The sequence below is a fragment of the Streptomyces sp. NPDC050528 genome (assembly GCF_044457795.1).
Classification (GTDB): domain Bacteria; phylum Actinomycetota; class Actinomycetes; order Streptomycetales; family Streptomycetaceae; genus Streptomyces.
Map to the genome: position 1 here is coordinate 1 of NZ_JBITHH010000023.1, position 22,514 is coordinate 22,514.

Here is a 22,514-nt window from a genome sequence, read left to right on the forward strand (position 1 = left end):
ACAAAACCGCCGGCATCACCGAATTCATCTTCTCCGGCTGGCCCACCCGCAACGAAATGCACACCTTCTTCACCCACGTCGCCCCCCTCATCCGCCAACTCGAAGCAACAGAAACCCCCTGACCGGACAGCACCCACCCCCGTACTGCCCGGGCCGGACCGCTCTCTCGTTCGAGGCACCACGAACAGCCATGGAGGAGCAACCATGCACATCGCCGTCATCAACCGATGGCCCCGATTCCACACCGGACCACGCTGGGACTTCTCCCTCGGCCGCTTCGAAGACCTCATCAACCACCAACACCACCAGGTGAGTTACATCGTCGACGCAGTCGGCGCCACCGGAGTGCTCGCCGATCCAGCGCAGATCGCCGACCTGGTCGAGATAGATGACCTCAGCGACTTCGAGGCGGTGTGCGGAGCGGTTCAGAAGATCACCGACCACGTCGGCCCGGTCGACCGGATCGTCGCCGTGTCGGAGGCAACGCTCGCCATCGCGGCCGAAGTTCGCGCGGCACTCGGCATCCCCGGGCCGCGACCCGAGGACGTGGCGCTCTACCGGAACAAGCTGCGGATGAAGGAAGCCGTGGCGGAGGCCGGTATCCGCGCGCCCCGGTTCGCCTCCTGTGACAGCACCGAGTCGACAGCCGAGTCCGCGGTGGACTTCGCGCGGGCGACCGGGTTCCCCCTGATCCTCAAGCCGGTGTCCGGCGCGGGGAGCAGAGGCGTGCACCGCGTCGAGGACGAGGCCGCGCTCACGACGCTGCTGGAGCAGATCGACACCGGCGACTACGAACTTGAGGAGTACATCGAGGGGCCGATCTACCACGTGGACGGGTTCGTCGGCGAGGACTCGCAGATCCCGTTCATGGCGGTCTCCCGCTACGTCAATGACTGCCTGGCCTTCGAGGCGGCCGGGCAGCCGCTCGGGTCGGTCATCGTTCAGGCCTCCCCGCTGCGCAGCCGGGTGGAGGAGTTCGCGCGGAAGTGCGTCTCGGCTCTGAACATGGCCTCCATGCCGTTCCACCTCGAACTCTTCGTCACCGCGGAGGAGGACCTGGTCTTCCTGGAGATCGCGGGCCGCATCGGCGGAGCCGAAGTGCCGTATCTCACCGAGAAGGTCTTCGGGATCAACCTCTTCGAGCCGTGGCTGGCCGCGTTCTCCGACGAGAAGGTGACGATCCCTTCCGTGGCGGGTGACCCCTCGGGCGGGTGGCTGATCATCCCGAAGCCGGAAGACCTGCCGGCACGAGTCGTCACCGCGACCTCCATGCGGGAGAAATGTCCGACGGTCTGGCGCGAATTGGTGCCGGAGGCGGGTGAAGTGCTGCCCGTCGGGGGCAGTTACGACGCCGTGCACAGCGGGCGTTTCATTCTGGTCGGCGACGAGGCGGACGTCGAAGAGGACATTCGGCGGATCATCGCCGATTTCCACATCGAAACCGTTCGCGTATCAGAATGAAAAGCCGCGCGCCGAGCCGCGAGCGGCAGAGGATCGCACAGTCATGATGACGGTCAACTTGCTGTTCCACGGGGGGACTTGATGGATGGTGGCTCTGTAGGCTTCAGCGAACTCTTCGGTTCGTTCCCGACCCCGATCGCCATCGTCACCGCGACGGACGGCAACGGTGAGCCGTACGGTTTCACCAGCAATGCCGTCTGTTCGGTGTCGGCGGCGACGTCGACGCTGCTGGTGTCGGTCGGCAAGGGGTCCCGCACATTGCCGGCGATTCTGTCCTCGCAGGCGTTCGCGGTGAATTTCCTCTCCGCGTCCGGGTGCGACGCCTCGCGGGTTTTCGCGAGCAAGGCCACGGATAAATTCGCACATGTCGACTGGCGCCCCTCGCTCATCGCCGAGGGCGCGCCCCTGCTCATCGACATCGCGCTCGGCCTTGCGGAATGCAGGGTTGAAAATGTGGTTGAAGTGAGTGACCATTGGCTCGTGGTAGGCCGGGTGGAGGCCGCAGAGGTTTTCCCCCGTGAACCACTTCTCTACCGTCGGGGCGACTATGGAGTCTGGTCGCCGCTGAACGAGTTCTCCTCTCTCTAGCGCGACAGCAGGGGCGGGACGCTCCTCGATTCACTTGTTCGCCACTCTCTCGAACATCTCGACTATCTCCTCTCGACTTTCTCCTGTCGGATTTCTCCTGCCCAAAAACGGGAACAGAAGGGTTTTGCATGAATATCGGGGCCGTGGACCATGTCGAGTTCTACGTCGGAGACGCTCAGCAGTCCGCGTTCTACCTCTGCACCGCTTTCGGTTTCCGCGTCCGCGGCCTGGCCGGCCCCGAGACCGGCCAGGCCGACCACCGCTCGCTGCTGCTGCGCCAGGGCGGCATCGAGGTGGTCCTCACCTCCGCCCTCAACTCCTCTCACCCGGCCGCGCATTACGTGATGCAGCACGGCGACGGGGTGGCGAACATCGCCTTCGAGACCGAAGACGCCGTCAAGGCCTTCGAGTTGGCCGTCGAGCGGGGCGCGACCCCGGTCGAGCCGCCCACCGTCCACAGCAAGGACGGCACCGAGGTGATCACCGCCTCGGTCCTGGGCTTCGGCGACGTAGCGCACCGGTTCGTGCAGCGCAGCGGTGACCGCGAGCAGTTCCTGCCCGGCGTGATGGACATGATCGCCGCCGACCCGGAGGCGGGGGAGGAGCTGCTGCGCACCGTGGACCACGCGGCGATCTGCCTGCCGGCGGGCCAGCTGCACTCGACGGTCGCGTTCTACGAGAAGGTCTTCGGGTTCTCCCAGATCTTCGAGGAGTTCATCGAGGTCGGCGCCCAGGCGATGGACTCCAAGGTGGTCCAGAGCCCGTCCGGCAAGGTGACCTTCACCCTGATCGAGCCGGTGACGGACCGTCAGCCCGGCCAGATCGACACCTTCCTGGCCCGCCACGGCGGCGCCGGCGTCCAGCACCTGGCACTGCTCTGCGACGACATCGTGGACACCGTGCAGACCCTGGAGAAGCGGGGCGTCACCTTCCTGCAGACGCCCGGCTCGTACTACGACCGGCTGCAGGAGCGCTTCGAGCGCCCCGATGTCCGGGTCGAGGACCTGCGCCGCACGAACGTCCTGATCGACCAGGACCACTGGGGCCAGCTGTTCCAGATCTTCACCCAGTCCCAGCACGTGCGGAAGACCTTCTTCTGGGAGGTCATCGACCGCCACGGTGCCCGCACCTTCGGCAGCGGCAACATCAAGGCCCTCTACGAGGCGGTCGCCGGCGAGAAGGCCGTCTCCTGACGCGCTCGGCGCGCCGTTCCGACGTCAAGTCACGTACCTCGTAAGGAAGATCATGACCATTCAGGACGTCCAGAACTTCGTTCTCACCGACGAGGAGCGCGCGCTGCTCCCGACCGACGAGGACGTCACCTTCTACGCCGAGCACGGCTGGTACCTGTCCAAGAAGCTGTTCACGGACGAGGAGGTCGAGCAGCTGGAGGCCGCCAGCGAGCGCTTCTACGCCGGCCACCGCGACCGCACCCTGCCGGTACGCCCGCCCAAGCTGGCCTACTGGGAGCCGGCCAAGGGCGATGTCCAGCGGCACAACGACTACATCCACTACGAGGACGACACCATCGGCCGCATCCTGCGCAAGCCGCTGCTGGGCGCCGTAGCGGCGCGTCTGGCCGAGGCGGAGCAGATACGGGTCTTCCAGTCGACCCTCATCTACAAGCCCCCGGTGGCGCAGGAGCAGTCCAACGTCGTGCCCTGGCACTTCGACCGCCACTACTGGTCCACATCCACCTCCGAGCGGATGCTGACCGCGTTCATCCCCTTCCACGACTGCGGCGAGGAGATGGGCACCATCACCATGGTCGACGGCAGCCACCTGTGGAAGGAGACCGTCGACAACGATGCCACCTCCCTGCACTTCGCCGAGCGCGACCGCTCCGAGCTGGACCAGATGCTGGAGGAGAACGCGGCGTACAACGGCGTGGAGGTCACCAAGATCCCGGTCGTGATCCCCAAGGGACACGTCAACTTCCACCACTGCCGCACCTATCACGGCAGCGGTGCCAACGTCAGCGACCGTCCGCGCCGCGCGATCTCCTTCCACCTCCAGGACGGCGAGAACCGCTACCGCGACTTCTTCCGCTCGGACGGCACCCAGGTCAACTACAACCACGACGTGCTGGTGCGCCGTACGGCCGAGGGCACTCCCGACTACAGCGACCCCGAGTACCTGCCACTCCTGTGGAGTAATCGCTGATGCGCAGCGTCGCAGTGGTCGGAGCCGGTCTGATCGGTACGTCGATCGCCCTGGCCCTTCGGGGCCGGGGCGTGACCACCTACCTGATCGACACCGATCCCGAGGCGGCCCGCATGGCGGCCGATCTCGGGGCGGGCAGCGTGGGAGCTCCTCGTGAACCGGTCGATCTGGCGGTCGTCGCGGTACCCCCGCAGTACGTCGCGGCGGCCCTCAGGGAACACCAACTACGGGGGCTGGCCCATGACTTCACGGATGTGGCCAGCGTCAAGGAACGGGTCCAGCAGGAGGCGGCCAGGACCGGCTGCGACCTGACCCGGTTCGTCGGAGGGCACCCCATGGGCGGCCGGGAGCAGTCGGGTCCGCTGGCCGCGAGCGCCGACCTGTTCCAAGGCCGTCCCTGGGTCCTCACGCCGGCCCCGCAGACCCGGGCGCAGACGGTCGAACGCGCCCGGAACCTGGCCGAGTTGTGCGGGGCCAGGCCGGTCGTGATGACCCAGGCGGAGCACGACCAGGCGGTCGCGCTGGTCTCCCACACCCCGCACCTGGTGTCGAGCCTGCTCGCGGCGCGGCTGCTGCACGGAGAGCAGTCCCAGCTCGGGCTCGCGGGACAGGGACTCCGTGACGTGAGCCGCCTCGCCGGAGGCAGCCCCGAACTGTGGACCGACATCCTCGGCACGAACGCCGTGGCCGTCGCCGACGTGCTCGCGGAGTTCTCCCACGACGTGGGGCTGATGGTCGACACCTTGCGCACACTGGGCACCGCCCGGACGCCGGAGCAGGGCAGCGCCTCAAGGGACCGGCTCGCGTCGGTCCTGCTCCGCGGTGTGCAGGGAAAGGCCCGGATCCCCGCGCGCAGCACGGACGGAGCCGGCCTGAACACGGACGGAGCCGGCTTGAACACGGACGGAGCCGGCTTGAGCACGGACTATGCGACCGCACCGGGAGGGGTGTGAGGATGACGGACGTCGCAGCACCACCGGAGCAGGCCTTGTTCCTCGCCGACCTGCACGGATCGCTCAGGGCCCCGGTCCTCGACGCGATGAACTTCCTCAACGAGGTCGTCGGCCGGTTCCCGGACGCGATCTCCTTCGCGCCGGGCCGCCCGACCGAGGGCGACTTCGAACCCGAGGACCTCGCCCGCCATCTGCAGACGTACACCACGTATCTGGAGAAGGAACTCGGCTGGTCACGTGACCAGGTGCGGACCCAGCTGTTCCAGTACGGCCGTACGAGCGGCATCATCCGCGAACTGATCGCCAGGACGATCGCCAACGACGAGGGAATCCAGGTCCCGCCGGAAGCGATCGTGGTGACGACGGGCTGCCAGGAGGCGTTGCTCCTCACCCTGAGGGCACTCTTCGCCGGGCCCGAGGACACCCTGCTGGTCAGTTCACCCTGCTATGTGGGCATTACCGGCGCGGCCCAGCTCCTGGGTATCCGGGTGCGCCCCGTGCCCGAAGGCCCCGCCGGACCCGATCCGGAGGCCTTGCTCGCGGCTGTCCGCGCCGCCAGGGAGGCGGGCGAGCGCCCCCGGGCCTTCTACGTGGTCCCGGACTTCGGCAATCCTTCGGGAGCGAGCATGAGTACGGCGGCGCGGCAGCGTCTGCTCGAGCTGGCCGCCGACGAAGACCTGCTCGTCCTGGAGGACGACCCGTACGGGTTCTTCGTCCGGTCCGGGTCGGCCCGCCCGACCCTGAAGGCCCTCGACCGCGGCCGCCGGGTGATCTTCCTGGGCTCCTTCGCCAAGACCGCGCTTCCCGGAGCCCGTGTGGGCTACATCGTCGCCGACCAGGAGGTCGTGGGCCCGACCGGCGGGCGCACGATGCTCACGGACGAGCTGTCGAAGATCAAGAGCATGACCACGGTGAACACCTCGGCCGTCAGCCAGGCCGTCATCGGCGGGCTGCTGGTCGAGAGCGACTGTCGGCTCCGCTCGGCGAACGCGCACGCTGTCGCCCACTACCGCACCAACATGGACACGCTGCTCGACGCGTTGGAGCGGCACTTCCCCGCGGCGCGCCGGCCCGAGGCCGGAGTCCGCTGGAACCGTCCCGACGGCGGTTTCTTCGTCGTCGTCGACGTCCCTTTCCTCGCCGACCACCGGGCTCTCGAAGTCTCCGCGCGGTCCTTCGGTGTGCTGTGGACCCCGATGAGCGACTTCCACCTGGACGGTGGGGGCACGCATCAGCTGCGTCTGTCGTGCAGCTCGCAGAGCCCGCAGGAGATCACCGAGGGCGTCGCGAGACTGGCCGATTTCATCACCGCGCAGACGACCGGCACAGCCGGCTAGGGAGTGTTTTTGGAACCCCGTCCGCGGACGGAGAAGGGAGAACACGAGGTGCCGAACCTGGAGGCTTACGAGGCTGCGGCCAAGGAGCGGCTGCCGGGACCGGTCTGGGACTTCCTCGCGGGAGGCAGCGGCACCGAGTCGATGCTGACGGCGGGCCGGGAGGCTCTGGACCGGATTCGGTTGCGGCCGCGCTGCCTCGTCGACGTCTCCCACTGCGACACCTCAACCGCCTTGCTGGGTGGCGAGTTGGCGGCTCCCTTGGGTATCGCTCCCATGGCCTACCACCGGCTCGCCCACCCGGAGGGCGAGGTGGCGACGGCGCGCGCCGCGGGCGCCGCGGGTGTGCTGTTCACCGTGAGCATGTTCGCCAGCCGGACCCTTGAGGACATCGCCGCCGCGGCCGACGGCCCCTTGTGGCTCCAGCTCTACTGGCTCAAGGACCGTGGGGCGATGACGGATCTGATCCGCCGGGCCGAGTCCGCCGGCTATCGGGCGCTGGTGCTGACGGTCGACGCACCCAGAGTCGCGTTCCGCCCGCGCGATGCCCTCAACGGGTTCGTGGTACCGCCCGATGTGCGAGCGGTGAACCTCGCTCCGAAGGTCATGGCCGCTTCCCACCGGAGCCTGGACGGTCAATCGGCCGTCGCGCAGCACTCCAGGGAGCAGTTCGACGCCTCGATCACCTGGGAGGACCTTGCCTGGCTGCATGAGGTGACGTCCCTGCCGGTGGTGCTGAAGGGCGTGCTGACCGGCGAGGACGCCGAACTGGCCGTCAAGAACGGCGTTTCGGGGCTGGTCGTCTCCAACCACGGCGGCCGACAGCTCGATTTCTCCAGGAGCGCCCCGGACTGCCTCACCGAAGTGGTGGACGCGGTGAGCGGAAGATGCCAGGTCGTCCTCGACGGGGGCATCCGGCACGGCGCGGACGTCGCCAAGGCCCTGTGCATGGGCGCGGACGCGGTCATGATCGGACGTCCGGCTCTGTGGGGGCTCTCGCATTCCGGCGCGGAGGGCGTCACGGGTGTCCTACGGCTGCTCATGGACGAGTTCGAGGAGGTCATGGCGTTGATGGGCACGCCGTCCGTCGCCGATTTCAGGCGGTCGGGAGTGTCCTGCTGAGGCGGGCGGTCGTGGTGTTGACGCGGGGTCAGTCCGGCCGAGCCCCCGCCCCTCGCACCACCTCCCGCAACAACGGCCGACTCGCCGCACTCGCCCCCGCCAACCCCGCGAAGCCCAGCGCCAGACATCCGGCGAGCAGGGTCAGGCCGGGGGCGTTCAGGTGGGGGGTGCCGCCGGCGAAGGTGAGAGGGGCCGCGCAGAACAGGCCCGTCAGTACCGCGCCCGTCGTCAGGACCGCACCCGGCAGCACCGACTCCGTGCGCCGCGCCGTGTCCAGGACGCGGAGCGGGGTGCCCGCGAGGTGCAGCAGGCCGTAGGTGCGGCGGCGGTCCAGGACCGAGGACGCTGCCGTGATGCCGGTCGAGGCGATGGCGATGGTGAAGCTCGCGGCCAGGACGGTCAGGGTCGAGAGGTGGAAGTCGTGGTCGAACTCGCGTGACTGCCAGTCGACGTCCGTGCCGGTGAGGGGGAACTGGCCGGGCACGAGGCCGGTCAGCGCGGTGCGTGCCGCGTCCAGCCGGCTCGGGTCCGCGACGGTCGCCGTGAGCTGACGTTCGCCTCCCGTGCCGGTGCCTGTCGCGACCCACGTCGTCGTCACCCCGACCGTCGCCCCGATTCCCGCATGCCTCAAACGGGCCTCCGCGCCCTCCCGCACCACCGCCACCCGCCCCTTCGGTACGGCGAGCGAGAGTTGGCCGGGGGTGTCCCACGGGGAGCCGCCCGCGATGCTGAACAAGGCGAAGAAGCCGGTCACGAAGCCCGCCAGGGTCAGGCCCGCGACCGCGCGCCAGACCGACTTGGGATCGTCCAGCAGACGGCGGCCGGCCAGGAGGGTCGTCGGGCGGCGGGCCAGGTTCGTCACCAGGGAGCCCAGGGTGCCGACCACCCACGGGCCGATCACCGACAGCGCCGCGAAGACCGCCGCGCAGCAGTACACCACCGCGTTGATGTCCATCGGCCTGCCCTTGGAGAGCTGCCAGTAGCCGAGGAGTACGGCGACGAACAGCAGCGCGCGTACGGCCTTCAGGCGAGGGGTGCGAGAACGGCGTACGACTCCCAACGGGCCTACGACCACCTGCCGCAGGCCCGCCAGCGCGCTGATCGTCGTCAGCAGCACCACGCCGGTGAGGATCGCGAGCAGGACCGGCGCCCCCACCCAGAGGTCGGCGGCATACCAACTGCCGCCTGCCACCGGGATGTTGGACACCAGGGGCAGCAACGCCGCGTAGCCGAGCGTGCCTACGACCGCTCCCGCCGCGCCCGTCAGGGCCGCTTCCGCCGCCGCCATTTTCGCGATGCGGCTCGGTGCCGCGCCCAACAGGCGTAGCAGGGCAAGGCGGTTGTCCCTGCGGGAGACGGACAGGCGGACGGAGGAGGCGCCCAGGAGCAGGAGGGGGATGATCACCAGAGCCGTCGCGAGTTTGGTCAGGTCCTGGTACTGGGCGGTCATGCCGTCCGCTGCCCTTCCGCCGTTGAACCTTCCCTCGAAGTTCCTTATGGGGGTGGGCGTCACCATGTCGCCGGGGCGGCGGGGGTCCGTGCCGCGTGCCGTCGACATCGTCGGGGCGTCGGCCGCGTATCCGACTACGGCCACCATCTCGTCCGGCCTGGCCAGCGCGGCTCGGCCCAGGGCGCCTGTGGGGGGACGGAGGCCTGACAGGCCCAACACCCCTCGCCAGCCCGGTAGTTCGGATAGTGCGGGTGACGTCCATACCTCGCCGGGCTTGGGGAAACGCGGCATGCCGGGTGGGGCGGGCGGACTGGCCTGCTTGCCCGGGAGTGCCGCCACGTCGATGACCGTCACCGGTGCGCCGTCGACGAACGTCGTCGCCACGGCCTGGATCGCCACCGCCTGGGCGGAGTTGGACTGTGCGGGGGTGCGCCAGTCGGTGTGGGCGGCGCGGGCGCCGAAGCCCAGGTTGGCGGCCACGCACAGGAGCAGGAGCGTGGTGCAGAGCGCCGAGGCCGCGACGGAGAGGGCCACGCCGAGGTTGCCGTGGCGGCCGCCGCCCCGCAGCAGGCGCCAAGTCAGCGTCCATGTGGTGTGGTTGGGTTTCATCGGCCCGCCCCCGCGTTCGCTACGGCGCCCTGCGCGGCCGTCGTCTCCTCTACGATCCGGCCGTCCCGCACCCGCACCGTGCGGTCGCACCAGCGGGCGACCGACTCGTCGTGGGTGACCACCACCAGTGCCGCGTTCTGCTCCTTGGTGACCCGCACCAGGAGGCCGATCACCTCCTGGCCCGTCGTCTGGTCGAGGGCACCGGTCGGTTCGTCGGCGAAGACGACCTGGGCGCCGGCGACCAACGCCCGTGCCAGGGCGACCCGTTGGGCCTGGCCGCCGGAGAGTTCGCCGGGGCGGCTGTCCTCCTTGCCTTCCAGGCCGAGGGGCGCGAACCAGGTGCGGGCCCGGCGTTCCGCCTCGCGGCGGGGTGTGCCGCCGAGCATGAGGGGGAGGGCCACGTTCTCCACCGCCGGGAGTTCGGGCAGCAACTGGCCGAACTGGAAGACGAATCCGAAGCGGACCCGGCGCACCTCGCTGCGGTGCGGCTCGCGCAGCTGGTCGATGCGCTCGCCGTCCAGCAACACCTGTCCGCTGTCGGGGCGTTCGATGTTCGCCAGGCAGTGCAGCAACGTCGACTTGCCCGAACCCGAGGGGCCCATCACGGCCACGGATTCACCGGCGCGTACGGCGAGGTCCACCGCGTCGAGCGCGTGCGTCGACCCGAAGGACTTGGACAGCGCTATGCCCTGCAACACCGGCGGAGAAACAGGCTGAGGAACAGGAGGCGGGGTGGGATTCATGTGCCCAACATCCCGTTCCGCTACGGCACTTCGCCTCGGCCGGGCGACCGGTTCGCGCCCCTCACGTCGTCCTTTCGGCCGAGGCCGGGTGACAACGGACGCCCCTACGCTGCGAGTTGTGCGAGAACTGGACGATCAGAATCTGGGCGACGACCAGACGGCCCTCTCCCGGCTGTCGCGTCGTACCGCGCTCACCGCGCTGGCCCTGGTCATGGCGTTGTTGTGGGTGCTCGATGTGGCCTCCGTCGTCCCCACCGCCGGGCTCGAAGGGAACGGGGTCTGGTGGCGGGTGGTGCCGGGGGTCGTGGCCGCCGCGGCCCTGCTGCTGCCCGGGAGGACGCCCTCGTTGACCTGGGGCGCGGGGGTGGCCGTGGCCGTCTCCTGGGCGGTCACCCTGGGGCTGCTGACGTCGGTGACGCCGTCCTTCGCCGGGTGGGGGCTGCTGGAGACGCTGTGTCTGCTGCTCCTGCTGGTGCGTACGGCGAAGGACGTGTCGTCGCCCTGGGCGGCCGCGACTCTCGGGACCGCACTGGGTGTTGCCGTGATCGCGGCGCCGATGCGGCTGGACGGGAACGGGGTCGTCTTCTCCTTCCTGCTGACCTTCCCCACGGGTGCCGCCGTCGGGCTCGGCTGCTATCTGCGGAGCCTTGACGACCGTAGAAGGCGCGCGGTCGCCGATGTGCGGCAGAGCGAGCGGCTTGAACTCGCCCGGGAATTGCACGACTTCGTCGCTCATCACGTCACCGGGATCGTCGTGCAGGCGCAGGCCGCGCGGGCGATCCGGGAGAGTGCGCCCGAGCAAGTGGACGTATTGCTCGGGCATATCGAGCGGGCCGGGTCCGAAACGCTGCAGTCCATGCGGAAGTTGGTGCGCGTGCTGCGCGTGGACGACGGGCGGGCGGTGCGGCCGGGGGACCTCTTCGCCGAACTCGGGGAACTGGTCGCCGCGTTCGCCGAACGTGACGCCCCTGCCACCCTCCAGGTCGCGGCCGAGGTACGGCAGGCGCGGCCCGATCCCGAGGTGGAGACGTCCGTGCGGAATGTGGTGCGGGAGGGGCTGACGAACGTACGGCGGCATGCTTCGGGGTCGCCGTCCGTGTCCGTGCGGGTCGCGCTGGCGGGGGAGGGGGACGGGGACGCGCGGCGGCTTCGGGTCGAGGTGCACAACGCGCCGTCCTCGCGACGGGCCGCGCCGAACGCCGAACCGCTGGGCGGGCGGGGCGGGTTGGGCCTCGTCGGGCTGGCCGAACGCGCCGAAGCCGTCGGGGGCACGCTGCACGCGAGCCGGGCGGAGGACGGGGGGTGGCGGCTGACGGCGGAGTTTCCGCTGCGCGGGGCTGTGGCAGGATCGCCCGCATGACCGAGGCCAATGCCGGTACCGGCGCGCGTGGTTCGGGGAGGCGCATCACGGTTCTGATCGCCGACGATCAGGAAATGGTGCGCACCGGATTCCGGTTGATCCTCCAACTCCAGCCCGACATCGAGGTGGTGGGGGAGGCGGCGGACGGCGCGGAGTGCGTGGAGCTGGCCCGGAAGCTGCGGCCGGACGTGTGTCTCGTCGACATCCGGATGCCCAAGCTCGACGGGCTGGAGGTGACCCGGCTGCTCGCGGGGCCGAAGGCCGTCGATCCGCTGCGGGTCGTGGTCGTGACGACCTTCGACCAGGACGACTACGTCTACGGCGCGTTGCACGGCGGCGCCTGCGGGTTCCTGCTGAAGGACGCGGGACCCGGGCTGCTGGTGGAGGCCGTACGCGCGGCCTCGCGCGGTGACGCGCTGGTGTCACCGGCCGTGACCGTACGGCTGCTGGAGCGGATCGGTGAGCAGCGGCCCGCGGCGGAGTCCGCCCGGCAGGCCGAGGTCTCCTCAAGTCCCCTGACGGGACGGGAACTTGACGTGGTCCGGCTGGTCGCCGAGGGGCGGACCAATCAGGAGATCTGTACCGAGCTGTTCGTGTCGCTCTCCACCGTCAAGACCCATATGGCCAGCGTCCAGGGCAAGTTGAAGCTGCGGAACCGGGTGGAGATCGCCGCCTGGGCATGGCGGAGCGGCGTCGTGGGCGACCACTGACCGCCCTCGCCGCCACCCGTCACTCTCGCTGCCACCCGTCACTCTCGCGGCCCCGGCGTCCTCGACCCGGCTACTTCGTCAGGCCGTAGTCGAAGCTCACGCGGTCGCCGTGCACCCCGGTGACGGAGATCAGCATCTTCTTGGTCTCGCCCTTGAAGACGGCGGTGCACTCCACGGTGTAGTCCATCTTCGCGCGCAGCCCGCCCGGGCAGCTCACCGACTGCGGGCCGTCCTGGAAGAAGGGGATGGCGTAGTTCTCCTTGGCCTGCTTCTCGACCTCGGCGCGCGGCACCGTGTGGTCCGCGCCGCTCGCGGTGGCGACCGACGAGTTGTCGAACACGTTCCATGCCACCACGACGCCGCCGGCCAGTACGGCGGCCGCGGCCAGGGCGATGACGATGCGCTTCATGCGGAGCTCCTCGATTCACGGTGCGACCGGTCCCCACCGGCCGCTGTCCCCAGAGCCTCCTCCCGCACGGACACCCGCCACCTCGGCCGGGCGGCCGGTTCCGACGCCGGGCCTCGGCCGGAAGTACGAGGGCCCGCGAAGGAGGCGCGGCTGGGGGGTACCCGTAGTACCGCCGGGTATCTCAGTGACACGGCGCGACCGTAGTCGTAGTCGTGGGTCTAGTCGTAGGGGTATGCGTACGCGATGACGACGGCATGGTCGAAAGAGGGGGCCTCGTATGGCAGTTGAGGATGCTCGGCCGGTCCGCCTGATCCGCGACGAGAACTCGTGGTCGTCCCGTCAGGGGTGGTCTGGGCACGCGCATGTGCGGGTGTGGCGGACGGCGCCGGGGCGGGTGGCCGCGGTGATCAGCGGGCGCGGTGCGGAGGACGCGCTGGAGACCGTGCTCCCGCTCCTCCGCGGCGAGTATCCGGACGACACGGTCGACTTCTTCTTCCACCGTCCGATGGACTGGGTGGCTCCGGCGTACTACGCCGAGCTGACGACGAACGGCGACGGCACGGTGACCCTGACACACATCGCGGGCGACACCCTGGCCGCGCGGCTCGGGCCCGGCCTGTACGCGACCGAGGACCCGGACGACCCCTCGGCCGGCTGGGGCGGGGCCTGAGCTGGGGAGGAGTACGCTCGAAGGTACCGAGGGTATTTCGCGCACCGGCCTCCATGCCCGTGTCGTTTTCGGCGATTGAATACGCCGGGCCGGTTGCGACCGGTCCAGAGCAGGGTTCGCGTCATGACTGCGCCCGTTTCGTCCGCGTCGGCACCCGAGGACGGGGCAACCGCCCCCGCACTCCGTATGTCGCTCGCTCCCCTCGGTTCCAAGCCCGCTCTGCTGGACGGTGCCTGGTGGCCCCGCTCCCGGGATCTGGGGGCGGAACTTCCCCAACTGGTCGCCGTACTCGATCCGTTGTGGGGACGGATCACCCGGGTCACGGTGAACCCCACGCACTGGCCGGCCGACTTCGCGCGCAAGGTGCCGGTCGACGGGCATGTCGTGAAGGTGGGCTGGTTCCTGGCCGAGCAGGATCCGCACCAGCTGCTGCTCCTGTCGTACCGCACTGCCCGCTGGGACCTGCTCGTCGTACCTCCTGAGACGGACCCCGCCACGGCGGCCTGGTTGATGACCGCCGCGAGCGACCCGCTGCGCACGTCGACCGGGAGTCAGCTGGTCGCCGAGGCGGCGAACGTGCCGGACCTCGTCACGACGCCCGCCTGAACGCGCGCGGTTCGGCCATCACCTGGTCGTGCAGGCGGGCGCAGGTGCGGGTGATCAGGCGGGAGACATGCATCTGGGAGACGCCGAGCCGCAGCCCGATGCGCGCCTGCGTCATCTCGCAGAAGAACCGCATGTAGAGGATCTCGCGCTCGCGCTCGGGCAGCGCCCGCAGCAGTGGGCGCAGCGCCTCGCGGTCGACGATCAGGTCGAAGTCGGGCTCGACGGCGCCGAGGGTGTCGGTCAGCGGATGGCCGTCCGTGGGATGCCCGGGTACGGCGTCCAGGGACCAGGCGGTGTACGCCTCCAACGCCCCCTGGCCCACCCGTACTTCGGCCTCCGTCAGCCCGGTGTGCGCGGCGATCTCGTGGACCGCGGAGATCGTCCCGCCCCGCGTGGAGCTCAACTCGTGATCGGCGGACCGGACCTGCCCGCGCAACTCCTGTACCCGGCGCGGGACATGGACGACCCAGAGCTCGTCACGGAAGTGCCGCTTCACCTCGCCGAGGATCGTCGGGATCGCGAAGCTCGGGAACGCGGTGCCGAGACTCGGGTCGAAGCGTGACACCGCCTTGACCAGGCCGAGTTGGGCCACCTGCGTGAGATCCTCGGCGGACTCGCCGCGGTGCCGGTAGCGCCGGGCCAGCCGTACGGCCATCGGCATCCACGCGCACACGACCTCCTGGCACAGCGCCGCCCGCTCCGGTCCGTCCGGCAGTGCGGCGATCCGGCGGAACGCCTCGTCGGTGTCGGGGGAGTCGTCGTAAGTGCGTTTGGTGGTACGGGACTTGAGTGTGCGTTCGGCCTGCATGGGGACGTGCTCCCTCTTCGGTGGTGTCACTCACCGTGGGTCGGCACGTCGCAGCACACTGGGGAGCAGCGAACACCGCTCCCACGGGGGTGCCTCCAGTCCGAAGCACACCGGACGAGTGCCCGGTGGGGTCGCCTTCAAACGGCTTCATTCGAACGGGTTTTCGCGACAGGCGCGGCTATGCTGCTGGACAGACGTCCTGGACCCTGGCGCCGTACCGCACCACCGAGTCTTCCGAACCGAGGCGTCTCATGAGCAGCCCGCTGCAAGCGCACGAACCCGAAGGCCAGAAGCCCGAGCCGACCGTCGTGGGCGCCGTGGACGCCATGGACACGGTGCGGCTGCGCCGGCTGAACCGCTGGCAGGCCGAGGCCCTGCGGGAGGACCTGGCGGATCTGTATGTGGAGTCCTCCGACGCCGAGGCGGGCGAGGAGTTCAACGACCGGCAGAAGTTCCTGCTCCGGCTCGCCGACGACGTGAAACTGCCCGGCTTCGACATGCTCGTCGCCGAGGCGGAGTCGTTGGCGGGGTGTGTCTGCGGTTTCTCCGTGCCGCGCGACGGCTCGTGGTGGCAGGGCTTCGACGGGCCGTTGCCGCAGAACCTGGAGCAACTCACCGCGTCCGGGCATGTGTTCGCGATCCTGGAGACCCTCGTCCATCCGCACCAGCACGCGCGCGGCCTCGCCCGGCTGATGCAGGAGCGGCTGCTCACCGACCACCAGGCCTCGCTGGGCGTCACGTTGGTGGACGAGTCCGCCCGGTGGGTGCTGGCCGCCCTCAAGGGGTGGGGCTGGCGGGACGTCGGGCGGATCCGGCGCGAGGACGACACAACTCCCGTACGCGTATTGGTACTTCCGCTCGGCGAGCGTACGGAGGACCACCCGGACGGACTGGCGCACAACGACCGGACGCAGCGTCCCGAATAGATGCCGGGCAGGTCCCGCAGTTCACGTAGTTTCCGGACTGTTTAGGTTCGGCGGGCCGGGCTACCCAGTGGGGGCGTCCATCGGCCGTTCAGGGCGAAGGCACCGGAGAGTTGGAACCACAGCTCCCGGTGCCGACCCATCCGTACTCGCTTCCGTGCCTGTTACGACGACCGGTCCGCCGCGTGGAGGAGCCGCAGCGCGCGGCGCAACTCCCGCTGGATCGGGGCCGGCAGCGTCTGGTCCTCCGTCGTGGCGACCAGCGCCGCCGCCACGGTCCGGAGCTTGATGTTGCAGTGCTGGGAGACGCCCACCAGCAGGTCCCAGGCCCTGTCGCTGGAGCAGGGTGCGAGGGCCATCACCATGCCGCGTGCCTGGTCGATCACCGCCCGGGTCTCCATCGCCACCGTCAACTGCGCGTTCTGGAGCCGTAGTTGGACGAGTTCGGCCAGCATGGCCGCTGTGTCGGGGGGCGGGGGAACGGCCGTCAACAGGGGGTGGGGGCGTAGGGGTCGTAGGGGCCGTTCTTCGTGGGTCGTGGTCGGGTCGTACGTGGTGCAGGGCGCGTGCCTCATGCCGCAGTCCTTCGACGCGGTGGTTGTGCCCGATGCGAAGCAGGGCGAACACCGCGCCCCCAGCCTAGTCCCGCCCGGGGCTCAGCGGGTGGTGTCGGACTGGTTGCCTCGGCCCAGTGCGCGGGCGCACCAGCCGATGATCGAGGCGTTCACCAGTGCGCCGATGACGACGGCGACGATCAACGCCGCCTTGCCGCCCGGCAGTGCGAGGACGACGAGGCTGGCCGGGGCGGTGGCCAGGAGGGGGACGACGGCCGCCATCGACCCGCCCTCGTCGTCCATGACGGTCACGACGACCATCCAGATGACGATGGCGACGCAGATCCCGAGGTAGCCGAGGGCGAAGGGGTTGCGGAGGTTCTGGGCGAGGCGGTGGAGCGGGGAGCGGGCGGCGTTGGCGTCGGTGCTGGGCATGGCTGTACTCCTGAGTGGCGGTGGGTGAAGGGGTGTTGGTGGGTCTGTGGTGATGACGGACCGTCAGAGGTGCTCGGCGCCCGGTGGGTTCGGGCGGGTGATGCCGAGGTCGTAGGCGAGGATCGTGGCCTGGACGCGGTCGCGCAGGCCGAGTTTGCGGAGCAGGGCGTTGACGTGGGACTTGACGGTGCCGACGGTGATGTCCAACTCGGCTGCGATCTCAGCGTTGTTGAGGCCCGAGGCGAGCAGCGCGAGGACGTTGCGCTGGCTGCCGGTCAGGCTCTCCAGCTCGCGCGGACCGCTCTCGGCGTCGGAACGGAACCCCGCGCCCGCGCCGGACGCGTAGTGGCCGATCAGCCTGCGGGTCGCGGACGGGGCGAGCACGCTCTCGCCGCTCGCCACCACCCGGATTCCCGCGAGGAGTTCGGAGGCGTGCACGTCCTTGAGGAGGAAGCCGGAGGCTCCCGCGCGCAGGGCGTCGAAGACGTACGCGTCGAGGTCGAAGGTGGTCAGCACGAGGACGCGCGGCGCGTTCTCCCGGGCGGTGATGATCCGGGTCGCCGCGATGCCGTCGAGTTCGGGCATTCGTACGTCCATCACGACCACGTCCGGGGCGAGTTCGGCGGCGAGGACCACCGCCGTGGCGCCGTCGGCCGCCTCGCCGACGACCGTCATGTCGTCCTCGGCGTCGATCACGGCGGCGAAGCCCGCGCGGACGATGCCCTGGTCGTCGACGACCAGCACCCTGAGGCTCATCGTTCTCTCTCCTCGTCGTCCGGTGCGGTGAGGGGCAGCCGGAGGTGGACCGTGCCCGGTGGGCGGCCGGCCGTCAGGGTGCCGCCGAGCGGCGCGATCCTTGCCGTCAGGCGGGCCCGGACGGCGGTGTCCGCGGCGCGGGGTACGCCGGTGGCCGTGATCGTCAACGTAGCGCCGTCCGCGTCGAGTTCGAGTACGGAGGGGTCGTTGTCGCCGGTCGCCAGGAGGGTTTCGGCTACGTGGTAGGCGGCGAGGTCGACTTCGGTGGGGAGGCGGGCCGGGACTCGGTCCGTCACGTGTATGTGTACGTCTCGGCCCGTGGCTCGGCATTGGTGGGCGAGCAGGTCGAGGGCCTGGACGGTGGGTTGGGGGCGCAGGTCGGGGGTGGTCGTTTCGTCGGCGTCCCGGACCGCGTCCAGGAGGGCGCGCATTGCGGTGAGGGCTTCTCGGGCTCGGGTTGCTGTTGCGTCGAGGTGGCCTGCCTGTGCCTCGGTGATCATGTCTGCGGTTCTGGCCAGCACGGTGGATTCCAGCCCTGCTGCGATGCGGCGGCGTTCTGCCCAGGCGTCTCTTACGGCTTCCTCTGTCCAGGTGGCGAGTTGTGCGGTTTGGGTGCCCTGGGTTGTTCTGTCACGCCGGCCGCGTAGGGCTCCGGCGTAGTGGGCCGCCCCAATTGCCAGTGCGGCAGCGGTAGTTGCTGCCGTGGCTACCGCCCAGGTGGGGATGGTTGTGCCTCGGTGTAGGACGGCGATTGTTAGGGCGGTGGAGTGTGCGGCTGTGGCTGCGATGGGAAATACAGAGATAGGGGCCTGAGGTAGTCGGTATGTGCGGGTCGGTGGGGGCTGGTCGCGCAGTTCCCCGCGCCCCTTAAGGGCCGCCACCGCTGCGCATGTTGCCAAGGTGCTCAGGGTTGGGGGGAGCAGTACTGCGCCGGTGTAGTGGCCCACCGACATGGCCATGGGCCACAGCAACGCCAGTGCCAGTAGGGCTAGTTGGACCGTGCGGGGTGCTCGGTGCAGCCATAGGAGTGCTACCGCCTGTGCTGCTGCCAGCAACGTGAAGAGGACGCCTGCCGATACGTGTGTGCCGGTCGATGTTGTGTCCGCGTGGACGATCAGGACCGGGAGCAGGGGCTGTACGACCAGGCCGAACGCGGCGATGACCTGGGCTACTCGGTAGCTTCGCGGGAGGGAGTGTTCCACCGGGGCCGCCGTACGGCCGGGGAGGATCGCGCGTACCTCCCAACCGCCCTCCGCCGTCGGGCCGGTGGTCAGGGTGCCGCCTGTTTCCCGGGCTCGGGAGCGAAGGAAGCCCTGGCCTCGGCCGCCGCCCAGGCCTGCGGCGTGGGCCTGGGTGCCGGTCGGCGGGGCCGCGCTCGTGATGACGATGTTGGTGCGGGTGTCGCCGTAGTGGACGGTGACCGTGGTGTGGGCGCCGGGGGCGTGGCGGGCCACGTTGGTGAGGGCCTCGCGGACGATGCCGTAGGCCGCGTCGGCGATGGCGCCGTCGGGGAGGGGGTCGATCTCGAAGTCGACGGGTTGGTTGAGGCGGCGGAAGCCGGCGATGAGGGAGCGCAACCGGTCCTCGGGGGACGGGAGTTCCTCGCGGGAAGGGGCCGGGGCGCGGACCGCGCTCAGTGCCCGGGTGACCTCTCGGCCCGTCTCCGTCGCGAACTCCAGTGCCTCGGCGGCGAGTTCGGGACGGCGTTCGCGCAGGCCGAGTGCGGCGCCGGCAGTGACGACGACGGCGGTCAGGTGGTGGGCGCTGACGTCGTGCAACTCCCTTTCCATACGGCGTCGTTCGGCCGCGGGGAGGCGGTGGCGTTCGGTCTCGGCGCGGTTCAGGAGGAGCTCGGCCGCCTGGCGGGCGCGGCGGGTGCGGCGTACGTAGAAGCCCGCGCCGCACGCGGTGGCGTAGAGCAGGGTGATGAGGACCAGGTCGAGGCCGTTGTTGTCGCTGAGGCCGTGCAGGGTGATGTTCTGCAGGAACTGCCAGAGCGCGAGCGTGAGTACGCACAGGATCGTGGTGAAGGTGTCGCGCTCGGTCGCCACCGTGAAGAGGGCGAGCGCGACGCCCACGGTGCCGAAGACCGCCATCGCCCCGGTGGGCAGCGGGCCCGCGCCCACCGCGCAGGCCGCGGCGACCACGATGAGCGTGATCACGGGACGTGACCGGCGCAGCGCGAGCGCGGCCGTCACGGATCCCGCGACCAGCGCGGCCACGAGCAGGTCGGCCGCGGTCGGCACGGTGCCGCGCAGCAGCGGAGCCACCGGCCACACCAGGGCCTGGGCACAGATCAGCAGGACCGGGAGCAGCCGGTCGTCGGTTCGTTTCATGACACTCAAAGGCTATGGGCGCAGGTGAGGGGCCCGGGTCAGGCGGAAGGGGGATTACGGTCCCGCCCTTCTCTATCTCTGGTTCGACGCGGCAACCGTTCTTCAGCCCGAGGACCGCGCCCCGTCCCGCTCCTAGGCTCGATCACATCGAGGGAAGCGGTCGACCACCGCCTCCCACGCCATCCACACCACACCATCCACATCACACAGGGGGATCTCCCATGTCCATGTCCAAGCGCGCTCTTCTCCTCTCCCTCGCCTCCGTCGCCGCGGTCGGCGGCGTCGTCGCCGGCGGGCTCGCCGCGTCCGCCGCCTCCGCGGCCCCCGAGAAGCCGGCCCTGGAGCACGGCTCGACCCACTACACCGCCCCCTCCGCGAACGGCGCCGGCTCCTTCACCTACACCGTGGACGTCAGTGACAACTCGGGCGTCCGCGGCCTCAAGGTCGTTGCCTGGCCCGCGAGTTCGAAGCTGAAGCCGACCGCGGCGGACCTGCGCGACGTCGAGTCCGCCACGTGCAAGAGCACCTCGGACGACACCTCCCGCTGCACCTACACGGTCAAGGTCACCAAGAAGGAGGCGGCCGAGACGGCCAAGGGCACCTGGTACGTCTCGGCGCTCGCCACCGCCAAGGACGGCGACACGACCTTCGTGTCCAAGGCGGCCACCTTCGACGTCGCCAACTGACACCAGTACGCGGTCACTTGACGCAGGGCGCCCCGTCTCGATCGAGACGGGGCGCCCTGCGTTGTCGTAGCAGAAGGTCGTAGAAGAAGGTGGTCGTGCGGTGAGGTTGCCCGCGCCGAGGACGACGTTGTAGTTCGAGCCCCAGTCGGCAGAGAGCTTCACCCGGGGCTTGAAGGTGCCGGTGCCGTCGTAGCGCCACAGCGCGAGGGGCACGGCCAGCAGCCGTTCGCCGGACTTGTCGGTCAGGTCGGACGGGGAGGCGGGCACCGAACGGGCCACCACCAGCCAGCGCTCGACGATCCCCACGGACGGCGTGCCCTCCGTACCGGGCAGTGTCACCGTCGTCTCGGCCGCGGACAGGTCGCCTCGGTCCAGGACGTGCGCGGTGGCACCGCTGGCCGCGTACCAGACCAGCCGGTCCGCGCTCAGCGCGACAGCGGCCGGCGCGGCCGACACCGTCACGTCACCGGTGACCTTCGCGGCGGCGAGATCCACCAGCGCCAAGTGCCGTACGCCGCCCAGCGCGTAGCCGATCACGGCGGTACCGCTGTCGCCGCCCAGCACACCGAAGTTCGCGGTGATCCCGGTCGGCCAGCCGTCGACGAGGGTGCCGTCGGCGGGCGCGCCGTCGCCGTACAGATACAGCAGACGGCTCCCGTCGGCGGCCCGCGCCTGGGTCAGCACATGGGTGCCGTACGTCGCCGCGTACGTCCCGTGGGTGAGGGCCACGTCCGTGGCGGTACCGGCGACGGGGTCCCGCAGGACGGCCTTCGCGGTGGCCGAGACGACATCCGTCACGAGATCGGACGCCGCCCCGAGGTACCCGGGGCTCTCCACCCGGGTGAGATCCCCGAGTTGGGTCGTAGGAGGCGTAGGAGGCGTAGTACCGGAGTCGTACGACGTCCAGAGGTACCCCGAAGTGCCCTCCTGCGCATGCAGATAGCCGTGCGCACCGGCGGAGTACACCCGGTCCGCACGCGGCACGTAACGGTCCGACTGGAAGACCTTCTCCGCGGTTACGGGGGTACTTCCGGCGGAACCGGTCGCCCCGGCCGGGATCGACAACGGGCCCGGTGCGGCGGGCCAACGCGGCCTCCTGGACGAGGACAGGGCGTGGCGGGGACGACGGTTGGCCGAGTGCGGGTGCGGCGCGCGAGTGAGCGGTGTACGCGGTGCGTGTGTGTGGCGCCTGTGCGCGTCGGCGAGTTCCGTGTGGTGTCTACAGCCCCCCGGCTGTCCCCCCATGCAAGATGCAGCGGAGGTTGACAGCGGGTCCTGGATCATGAGGTGTACTGCGGATCACTTCCGTATAACAGTGCGCGGGACGCGGGACTACGGACTGCGAACTACGGGACTACCACCGGAGTACTACGGGACGAAGGGCAGGGCATGGGCAACTCCCCTGCGGTGGGCGGAGGTTACTCCGCCACCCCGCTCGCCAAGAAGATCGGCGTCAAGCCCGGGCACCGCGTCCGCCTCCATCACGCCCCCGACCACTGGACGATCCCCGGACTCCCCGACGACTGCGAAGTCGACGCCGGCGGCCCGCGCGGCGCGGACGTCGCCCTCGCCTTCTATCAGGAACGGCGGCAGCTGGACGCGGAAGCGGCGGAGTTGGTGCTCGGCCTCGCGGACAGCGCCATGCTCTGGATCGCATGGCCCCGCAAGGCGGCGGGCCATGTCAGTGACATCACCGAGAACGGGCTGCGGGAGGTGTTCCTGCCCCTGGGGGTCGTCGATGTGAAGGTCGCCGCGCTGGGGGACGACTGGTCGGGGCTGAAGTTCGTACGGCGGAGGGAAAACCGGCAAAGCCCTACCAAAGGTCCCGCAAAATGAAC

General features: G+C 70.0%; 22 protein-coding genes and 1 pseudogene. 15 read left to right on the top strand and 8 right to left on the bottom strand.

The window, feature by feature from the left end:
- The first annotated feature begins 204 nt into the window (after window positions 1–204).
- The 7 genes from ACIBK4_RS48480 to ACIBK4_RS48510 all read left to right on the top strand — a co-directional run bounded on the left by ACIBK4_RS48480 (window position 205) and on the right by ACIBK4_RS48510 (window position 7,621).
- Window positions 205–1,461, top strand: coding sequence for an acetyl-CoA carboxylase biotin carboxylase subunit family protein (locus ACIBK4_RS48480; protein ID WP_399006247.1), 1,257 nt, complete (start codon window positions 205–207; stop codon window positions 1,459–1,461).
- An 81-nt stretch (window positions 1,462–1,542) separates the two neighbouring features.
- The gene (locus ACIBK4_RS48485) at window positions 1,543–2,049 is read left to right on the top strand and encodes a flavin reductase family protein (protein ID WP_399006249.1); all 507 of its coding nucleotides are present in this window, start codon (window positions 1,543–1,545) and stop codon (window positions 2,047–2,049) included.
- Between the two features lie 128 nt (window positions 2,050–2,177).
- Window positions 2,178–3,242: a 4-hydroxyphenylpyruvate dioxygenase gene (gene hppD, locus ACIBK4_RS48490; RefSeq protein ID WP_399006251.1), complete on the top strand. Its 1,065-nt coding sequence runs from the start codon at window positions 2,178–2,180 to the stop codon at window positions 3,240–3,242.
- A gap of 52 nt (window positions 3,243–3,294) precedes the next feature.
- Window positions 3,295–4,212: a phytanoyl-CoA dioxygenase family protein gene (locus ACIBK4_RS48495; RefSeq protein WP_399006253.1), complete on the top strand. Its 918-nt coding sequence runs from the start codon at window positions 3,295–3,297 to the stop codon at window positions 4,210–4,212.
- Window positions 4,212–5,165, top strand: a complete 954-nt coding sequence (locus ACIBK4_RS48500; protein WP_399006255.1) for a prephenate dehydrogenase — start codon at window positions 4,212–4,214, stop codon at window positions 5,163–5,165. Before ACIBK4_RS48495 ends, ACIBK4_RS48500 begins: the two co-directional genes overlap by 1 nt.
- Before the next feature lie 2 nt (window positions 5,166–5,167).
- The gene (locus tag ACIBK4_RS48505; RefSeq protein WP_399006257.1) at window positions 5,168–6,502 is read left to right on the top strand and encodes a PLP-dependent aminotransferase family protein; all 1,335 of its coding nucleotides are present in this window, start codon (window positions 5,168–5,170) and stop codon (window positions 6,500–6,502) included.
- A 48-nt stretch (window positions 6,503–6,550) separates the two neighbouring features.
- Window positions 6,551–7,621 (top strand): alpha-hydroxy acid oxidase, encoded by a 1,071-nt coding sequence (locus tag ACIBK4_RS48510; protein WP_399006259.1) that lies wholly within the window; start codon window positions 6,551–6,553, stop codon window positions 7,619–7,621.
- A 28-nt stretch (window positions 7,622–7,649) separates the two neighbouring features.
- On the opposite strand, the gene ACIBK4_RS48515 is transcribed toward ACIBK4_RS48510, so the two are convergent.
- Together ACIBK4_RS48515 and ACIBK4_RS48520 are read right to left on the bottom strand one after the other, a co-directional pair.
- Window positions 7,650–9,680, bottom strand: coding sequence for an FtsX-like permease family protein (locus ACIBK4_RS48515; protein ID WP_399006261.1), 2,031 nt, complete (start codon window positions 9,678–9,680; stop codon window positions 7,650–7,652).
- Window positions 9,677–10,423 (bottom strand): ABC transporter ATP-binding protein, encoded by a 747-nt coding sequence (locus ACIBK4_RS48520; RefSeq protein WP_399006263.1) that lies wholly within the window; start codon window positions 10,421–10,423, stop codon window positions 9,677–9,679. Before ACIBK4_RS48520 ends, ACIBK4_RS48515 begins: the two co-directional genes overlap by 4 nt.
- Before the next feature lie 118 nt (window positions 10,424–10,541).
- Between ACIBK4_RS48520 and ACIBK4_RS48525 the strand changes: the two genes are divergently transcribed.
- Entirely contained in the window at window positions 10,542–11,783 is a 1,242-nt protein-coding gene (locus ACIBK4_RS48525; protein WP_399006265.1) for a sensor histidine kinase, read from the top strand.
- Window positions 11,780–12,493: a response regulator gene (locus ACIBK4_RS48530; RefSeq protein ID WP_399006267.1), complete on the top strand. Its 714-nt coding sequence runs from the start codon at window positions 11,780–11,782 to the stop codon at window positions 12,491–12,493. Before ACIBK4_RS48525 ends, ACIBK4_RS48530 begins: the two co-directional genes overlap by 4 nt.
- A 70-nt stretch (window positions 12,494–12,563) precedes the next feature.
- Here ACIBK4_RS48530 and ACIBK4_RS48535 read toward each other — a convergent pair whose 3' ends face one another.
- Window positions 12,564–12,902 (bottom strand): DUF4333 domain-containing protein, encoded by a 339-nt coding sequence (locus ACIBK4_RS48535; protein WP_366098472.1) that lies wholly within the window; start codon window positions 12,900–12,902, stop codon window positions 12,564–12,566.
- 277 nt (window positions 12,903–13,179) lie between these two features.
- On the opposite strand from ACIBK4_RS48535, the gene ACIBK4_RS48540 reads away from it, so the two are divergent.
- Entirely contained in the window at window positions 13,180–13,572 is a 393-nt protein-coding gene (locus tag ACIBK4_RS48540; RefSeq protein WP_399006269.1) for a hypothetical protein, read from the top strand.
- Window positions 13,573–13,695: 123 nt separating this feature from the next.
- Window positions 13,696–14,151, top strand: a pseudogene (locus ACIBK4_RS48545) (DUF5994 family protein); the annotation flags it as partial.
- A 10-nt stretch (window positions 14,152–14,161) separates the two neighbouring features.
- On the opposite strand, the gene ACIBK4_RS48550 reads toward ACIBK4_RS48545, so the two are convergent.
- The gene (locus ACIBK4_RS48550; RefSeq protein WP_399006271.1) at window positions 14,162–14,986 is read right to left on the bottom strand and encodes a SigB/SigF/SigG family RNA polymerase sigma factor; all 825 of its coding nucleotides are present in this window, start codon (window positions 14,984–14,986) and stop codon (window positions 14,162–14,164) included.
- Between the two features lie 251 nt (window positions 14,987–15,237).
- On the opposite strand from ACIBK4_RS48550, the gene ACIBK4_RS48555 reads away from it, so the two are divergent.
- Window positions 15,238–15,912 (top strand): hypothetical protein, encoded by a 675-nt coding sequence (locus tag ACIBK4_RS48555; RefSeq protein WP_399006273.1) that lies wholly within the window; start codon window positions 15,238–15,240, stop codon window positions 15,910–15,912.
- Window positions 15,913–16,073: 161 nt separating this feature from the next.
- On the opposite strand, the gene ACIBK4_RS48560 is transcribed toward ACIBK4_RS48555, so the two are convergent.
- The 4 genes from ACIBK4_RS48560 to ACIBK4_RS48575 all read right to left on the bottom strand — a co-directional run bounded on the left by ACIBK4_RS48560 (window position 16,074) and on the right by ACIBK4_RS48575 (window position 19,990).
- Window positions 16,074–16,484: an ANTAR domain-containing protein gene (locus tag ACIBK4_RS48560; protein WP_399006275.1), complete on the bottom strand. Its 411-nt coding sequence runs from the start codon at window positions 16,482–16,484 to the stop codon at window positions 16,074–16,076.
- 81 nt (window positions 16,485–16,565) lie between these two features.
- Entirely contained in the window at window positions 16,566–16,898 is a 333-nt protein-coding gene (locus ACIBK4_RS48565) for an SCO4225 family membrane protein (protein ID WP_399006277.1), read from the bottom strand.
- Window positions 16,899–16,961: 63 nt separating this feature from the next.
- The gene (locus ACIBK4_RS48570; protein WP_399006279.1) at window positions 16,962–17,654 is read right to left on the bottom strand and encodes a response regulator; all 693 of its coding nucleotides are present in this window, start codon (window positions 17,652–17,654) and stop codon (window positions 16,962–16,964) included.
- A complete protein-coding gene (locus tag ACIBK4_RS48575) occupies window positions 17,651–19,990 on the bottom strand; it encodes a histidine kinase (RefSeq protein ID WP_399006281.1) in 2,340 nt (779 codons plus the stop codon). The genes ACIBK4_RS48570 and ACIBK4_RS48575 overlap by 4 nt, the downstream gene beginning before the upstream one ends.
- A gap of 227 nt (window positions 19,991–20,217) precedes the next feature.
- Here ACIBK4_RS48575 and ACIBK4_RS48580 point away from each other — a divergent pair, with 227 nt between their 5' ends.
- From ACIBK4_RS48580 to ACIBK4_RS48590, 3 genes are all read left to right on the top strand, one after another.
- Entirely contained in the window at window positions 20,218–20,676 is a 459-nt protein-coding gene (locus ACIBK4_RS48580) for a DUF5707 domain-containing protein (RefSeq protein WP_399006438.1), read from the top strand.
- 235 nt (window positions 20,677–20,911) lie between these two features.
- The gene (locus ACIBK4_RS48585; RefSeq protein ID WP_399006283.1) at window positions 20,912–21,205 is read left to right on the top strand and encodes a hypothetical protein; all 294 of its coding nucleotides are present in this window, start codon (window positions 20,912–20,914) and stop codon (window positions 21,203–21,205) included.
- Window positions 21,206–22,065: 860 nt separating this feature from the next.
- Window positions 22,066–22,512, top strand: a complete 447-nt coding sequence (locus ACIBK4_RS48590) for a DUF3052 domain-containing protein (RefSeq protein WP_399006285.1) — start codon at window positions 22,066–22,068, stop codon at window positions 22,510–22,512.
- The last annotated feature ends 2 nt before the right edge of the window (window positions 22,513–22,514 follow it).

Excerpts from the sequence above, each read along its gene's own strand:
- ACIBK4_RS48480 (WP_399006247.1), top strand. The coding sequence starts at position 205 with ATGCACATCGCCGTCATCAACCGATGGCCCCGATTCCACACCGGACCA.
- ACIBK4_RS48560 (WP_399006275.1), bottom strand. The coding sequence starts at position 16,484 with ATGAGGCACGCGCCCTGCACCACGTACGACCCGACCACGACCCACGAA.
- ACIBK4_RS48565 (WP_399006277.1), bottom strand. The coding sequence starts at position 16,898 with ATGCCCAGCACCGACGCCAACGCCGCCCGCTCCCCGCTCCACCGCCTC.
- ACIBK4_RS48555 (WP_399006273.1), top strand. The coding sequence starts at position 15,238 with ATGAGCAGCCCGCTGCAAGCGCACGAACCCGAAGGCCAGAAGCCCGAG.
- ACIBK4_RS48485 (WP_399006249.1), top strand. The coding sequence starts at position 1,543 with ATGGATGGTGGCTCTGTAGGCTTCAGCGAACTCTTCGGTTCGTTCCCG.
- ACIBK4_RS48500 (WP_399006255.1), top strand. The coding sequence starts at position 4,212 with ATGCGCAGCGTCGCAGTGGTCGGAGCCGGTCTGATCGGTACGTCGATC.
- ACIBK4_RS48530 (WP_399006267.1), top strand. The coding sequence starts at position 11,780 with ATGACCGAGGCCAATGCCGGTACCGGCGCGCGTGGTTCGGGGAGGCGC.
- ACIBK4_RS48590 (WP_399006285.1), top strand. The coding sequence starts at position 22,066 with ATGGGCAACTCCCCTGCGGTGGGCGGAGGTTACTCCGCCACCCCGCTC.
- ACIBK4_RS48570 (WP_399006279.1), bottom strand. The coding sequence starts at position 17,654 with ATGAGCCTCAGGGTGCTGGTCGTCGACGACCAGGGCATCGTCCGCGCG.
- ACIBK4_RS48495 (WP_399006253.1), top strand. The coding sequence starts at position 3,295 with ATGACCATTCAGGACGTCCAGAACTTCGTTCTCACCGACGAGGAGCGC.
- ACIBK4_RS48520 (WP_399006263.1), bottom strand. The coding sequence starts at position 10,423 with ATGAATCCCACCCCGCCTCCTGTTCCTCAGCCTGTTTCTCCGCCGGTG.
- ACIBK4_RS48550 (WP_399006271.1), bottom strand. The coding sequence starts at position 14,986 with ATGCAGGCCGAACGCACACTCAAGTCCCGTACCACCAAACGCACTTAC.
- ACIBK4_RS48535 (WP_366098472.1), bottom strand. The coding sequence starts at position 12,902 with ATGAAGCGCATCGTCATCGCCCTGGCCGCGGCCGCCGTACTGGCCGGC.
- ACIBK4_RS48575 (WP_399006281.1), bottom strand. The coding sequence starts at position 19,990 with ATGAAACGAACCGACGACCGGCTGCTCCCGGTCCTGCTGATCTGTGCC.
- ACIBK4_RS48580 (WP_399006438.1), top strand. The coding sequence starts at position 20,218 with ATGTCCAAGCGCGCTCTTCTCCTCTCCCTCGCCTCCGTCGCCGCGGTC.
- hppD (WP_399006251.1), top strand. The coding sequence starts at position 2,178 with ATGAATATCGGGGCCGTGGACCATGTCGAGTTCTACGTCGGAGACGCT.
- ACIBK4_RS48515 (WP_399006261.1), bottom strand. The coding sequence starts at position 9,680 with ATGAAACCCAACCACACCACATGGACGCTGACTTGGCGCCTGCTGCGG.
- ACIBK4_RS48505 (WP_399006257.1), top strand. The coding sequence starts at position 5,168 with ATGACGGACGTCGCAGCACCACCGGAGCAGGCCTTGTTCCTCGCCGAC.
- ACIBK4_RS48540 (WP_399006269.1), top strand. The coding sequence starts at position 13,180 with ATGGCAGTTGAGGATGCTCGGCCGGTCCGCCTGATCCGCGACGAGAAC.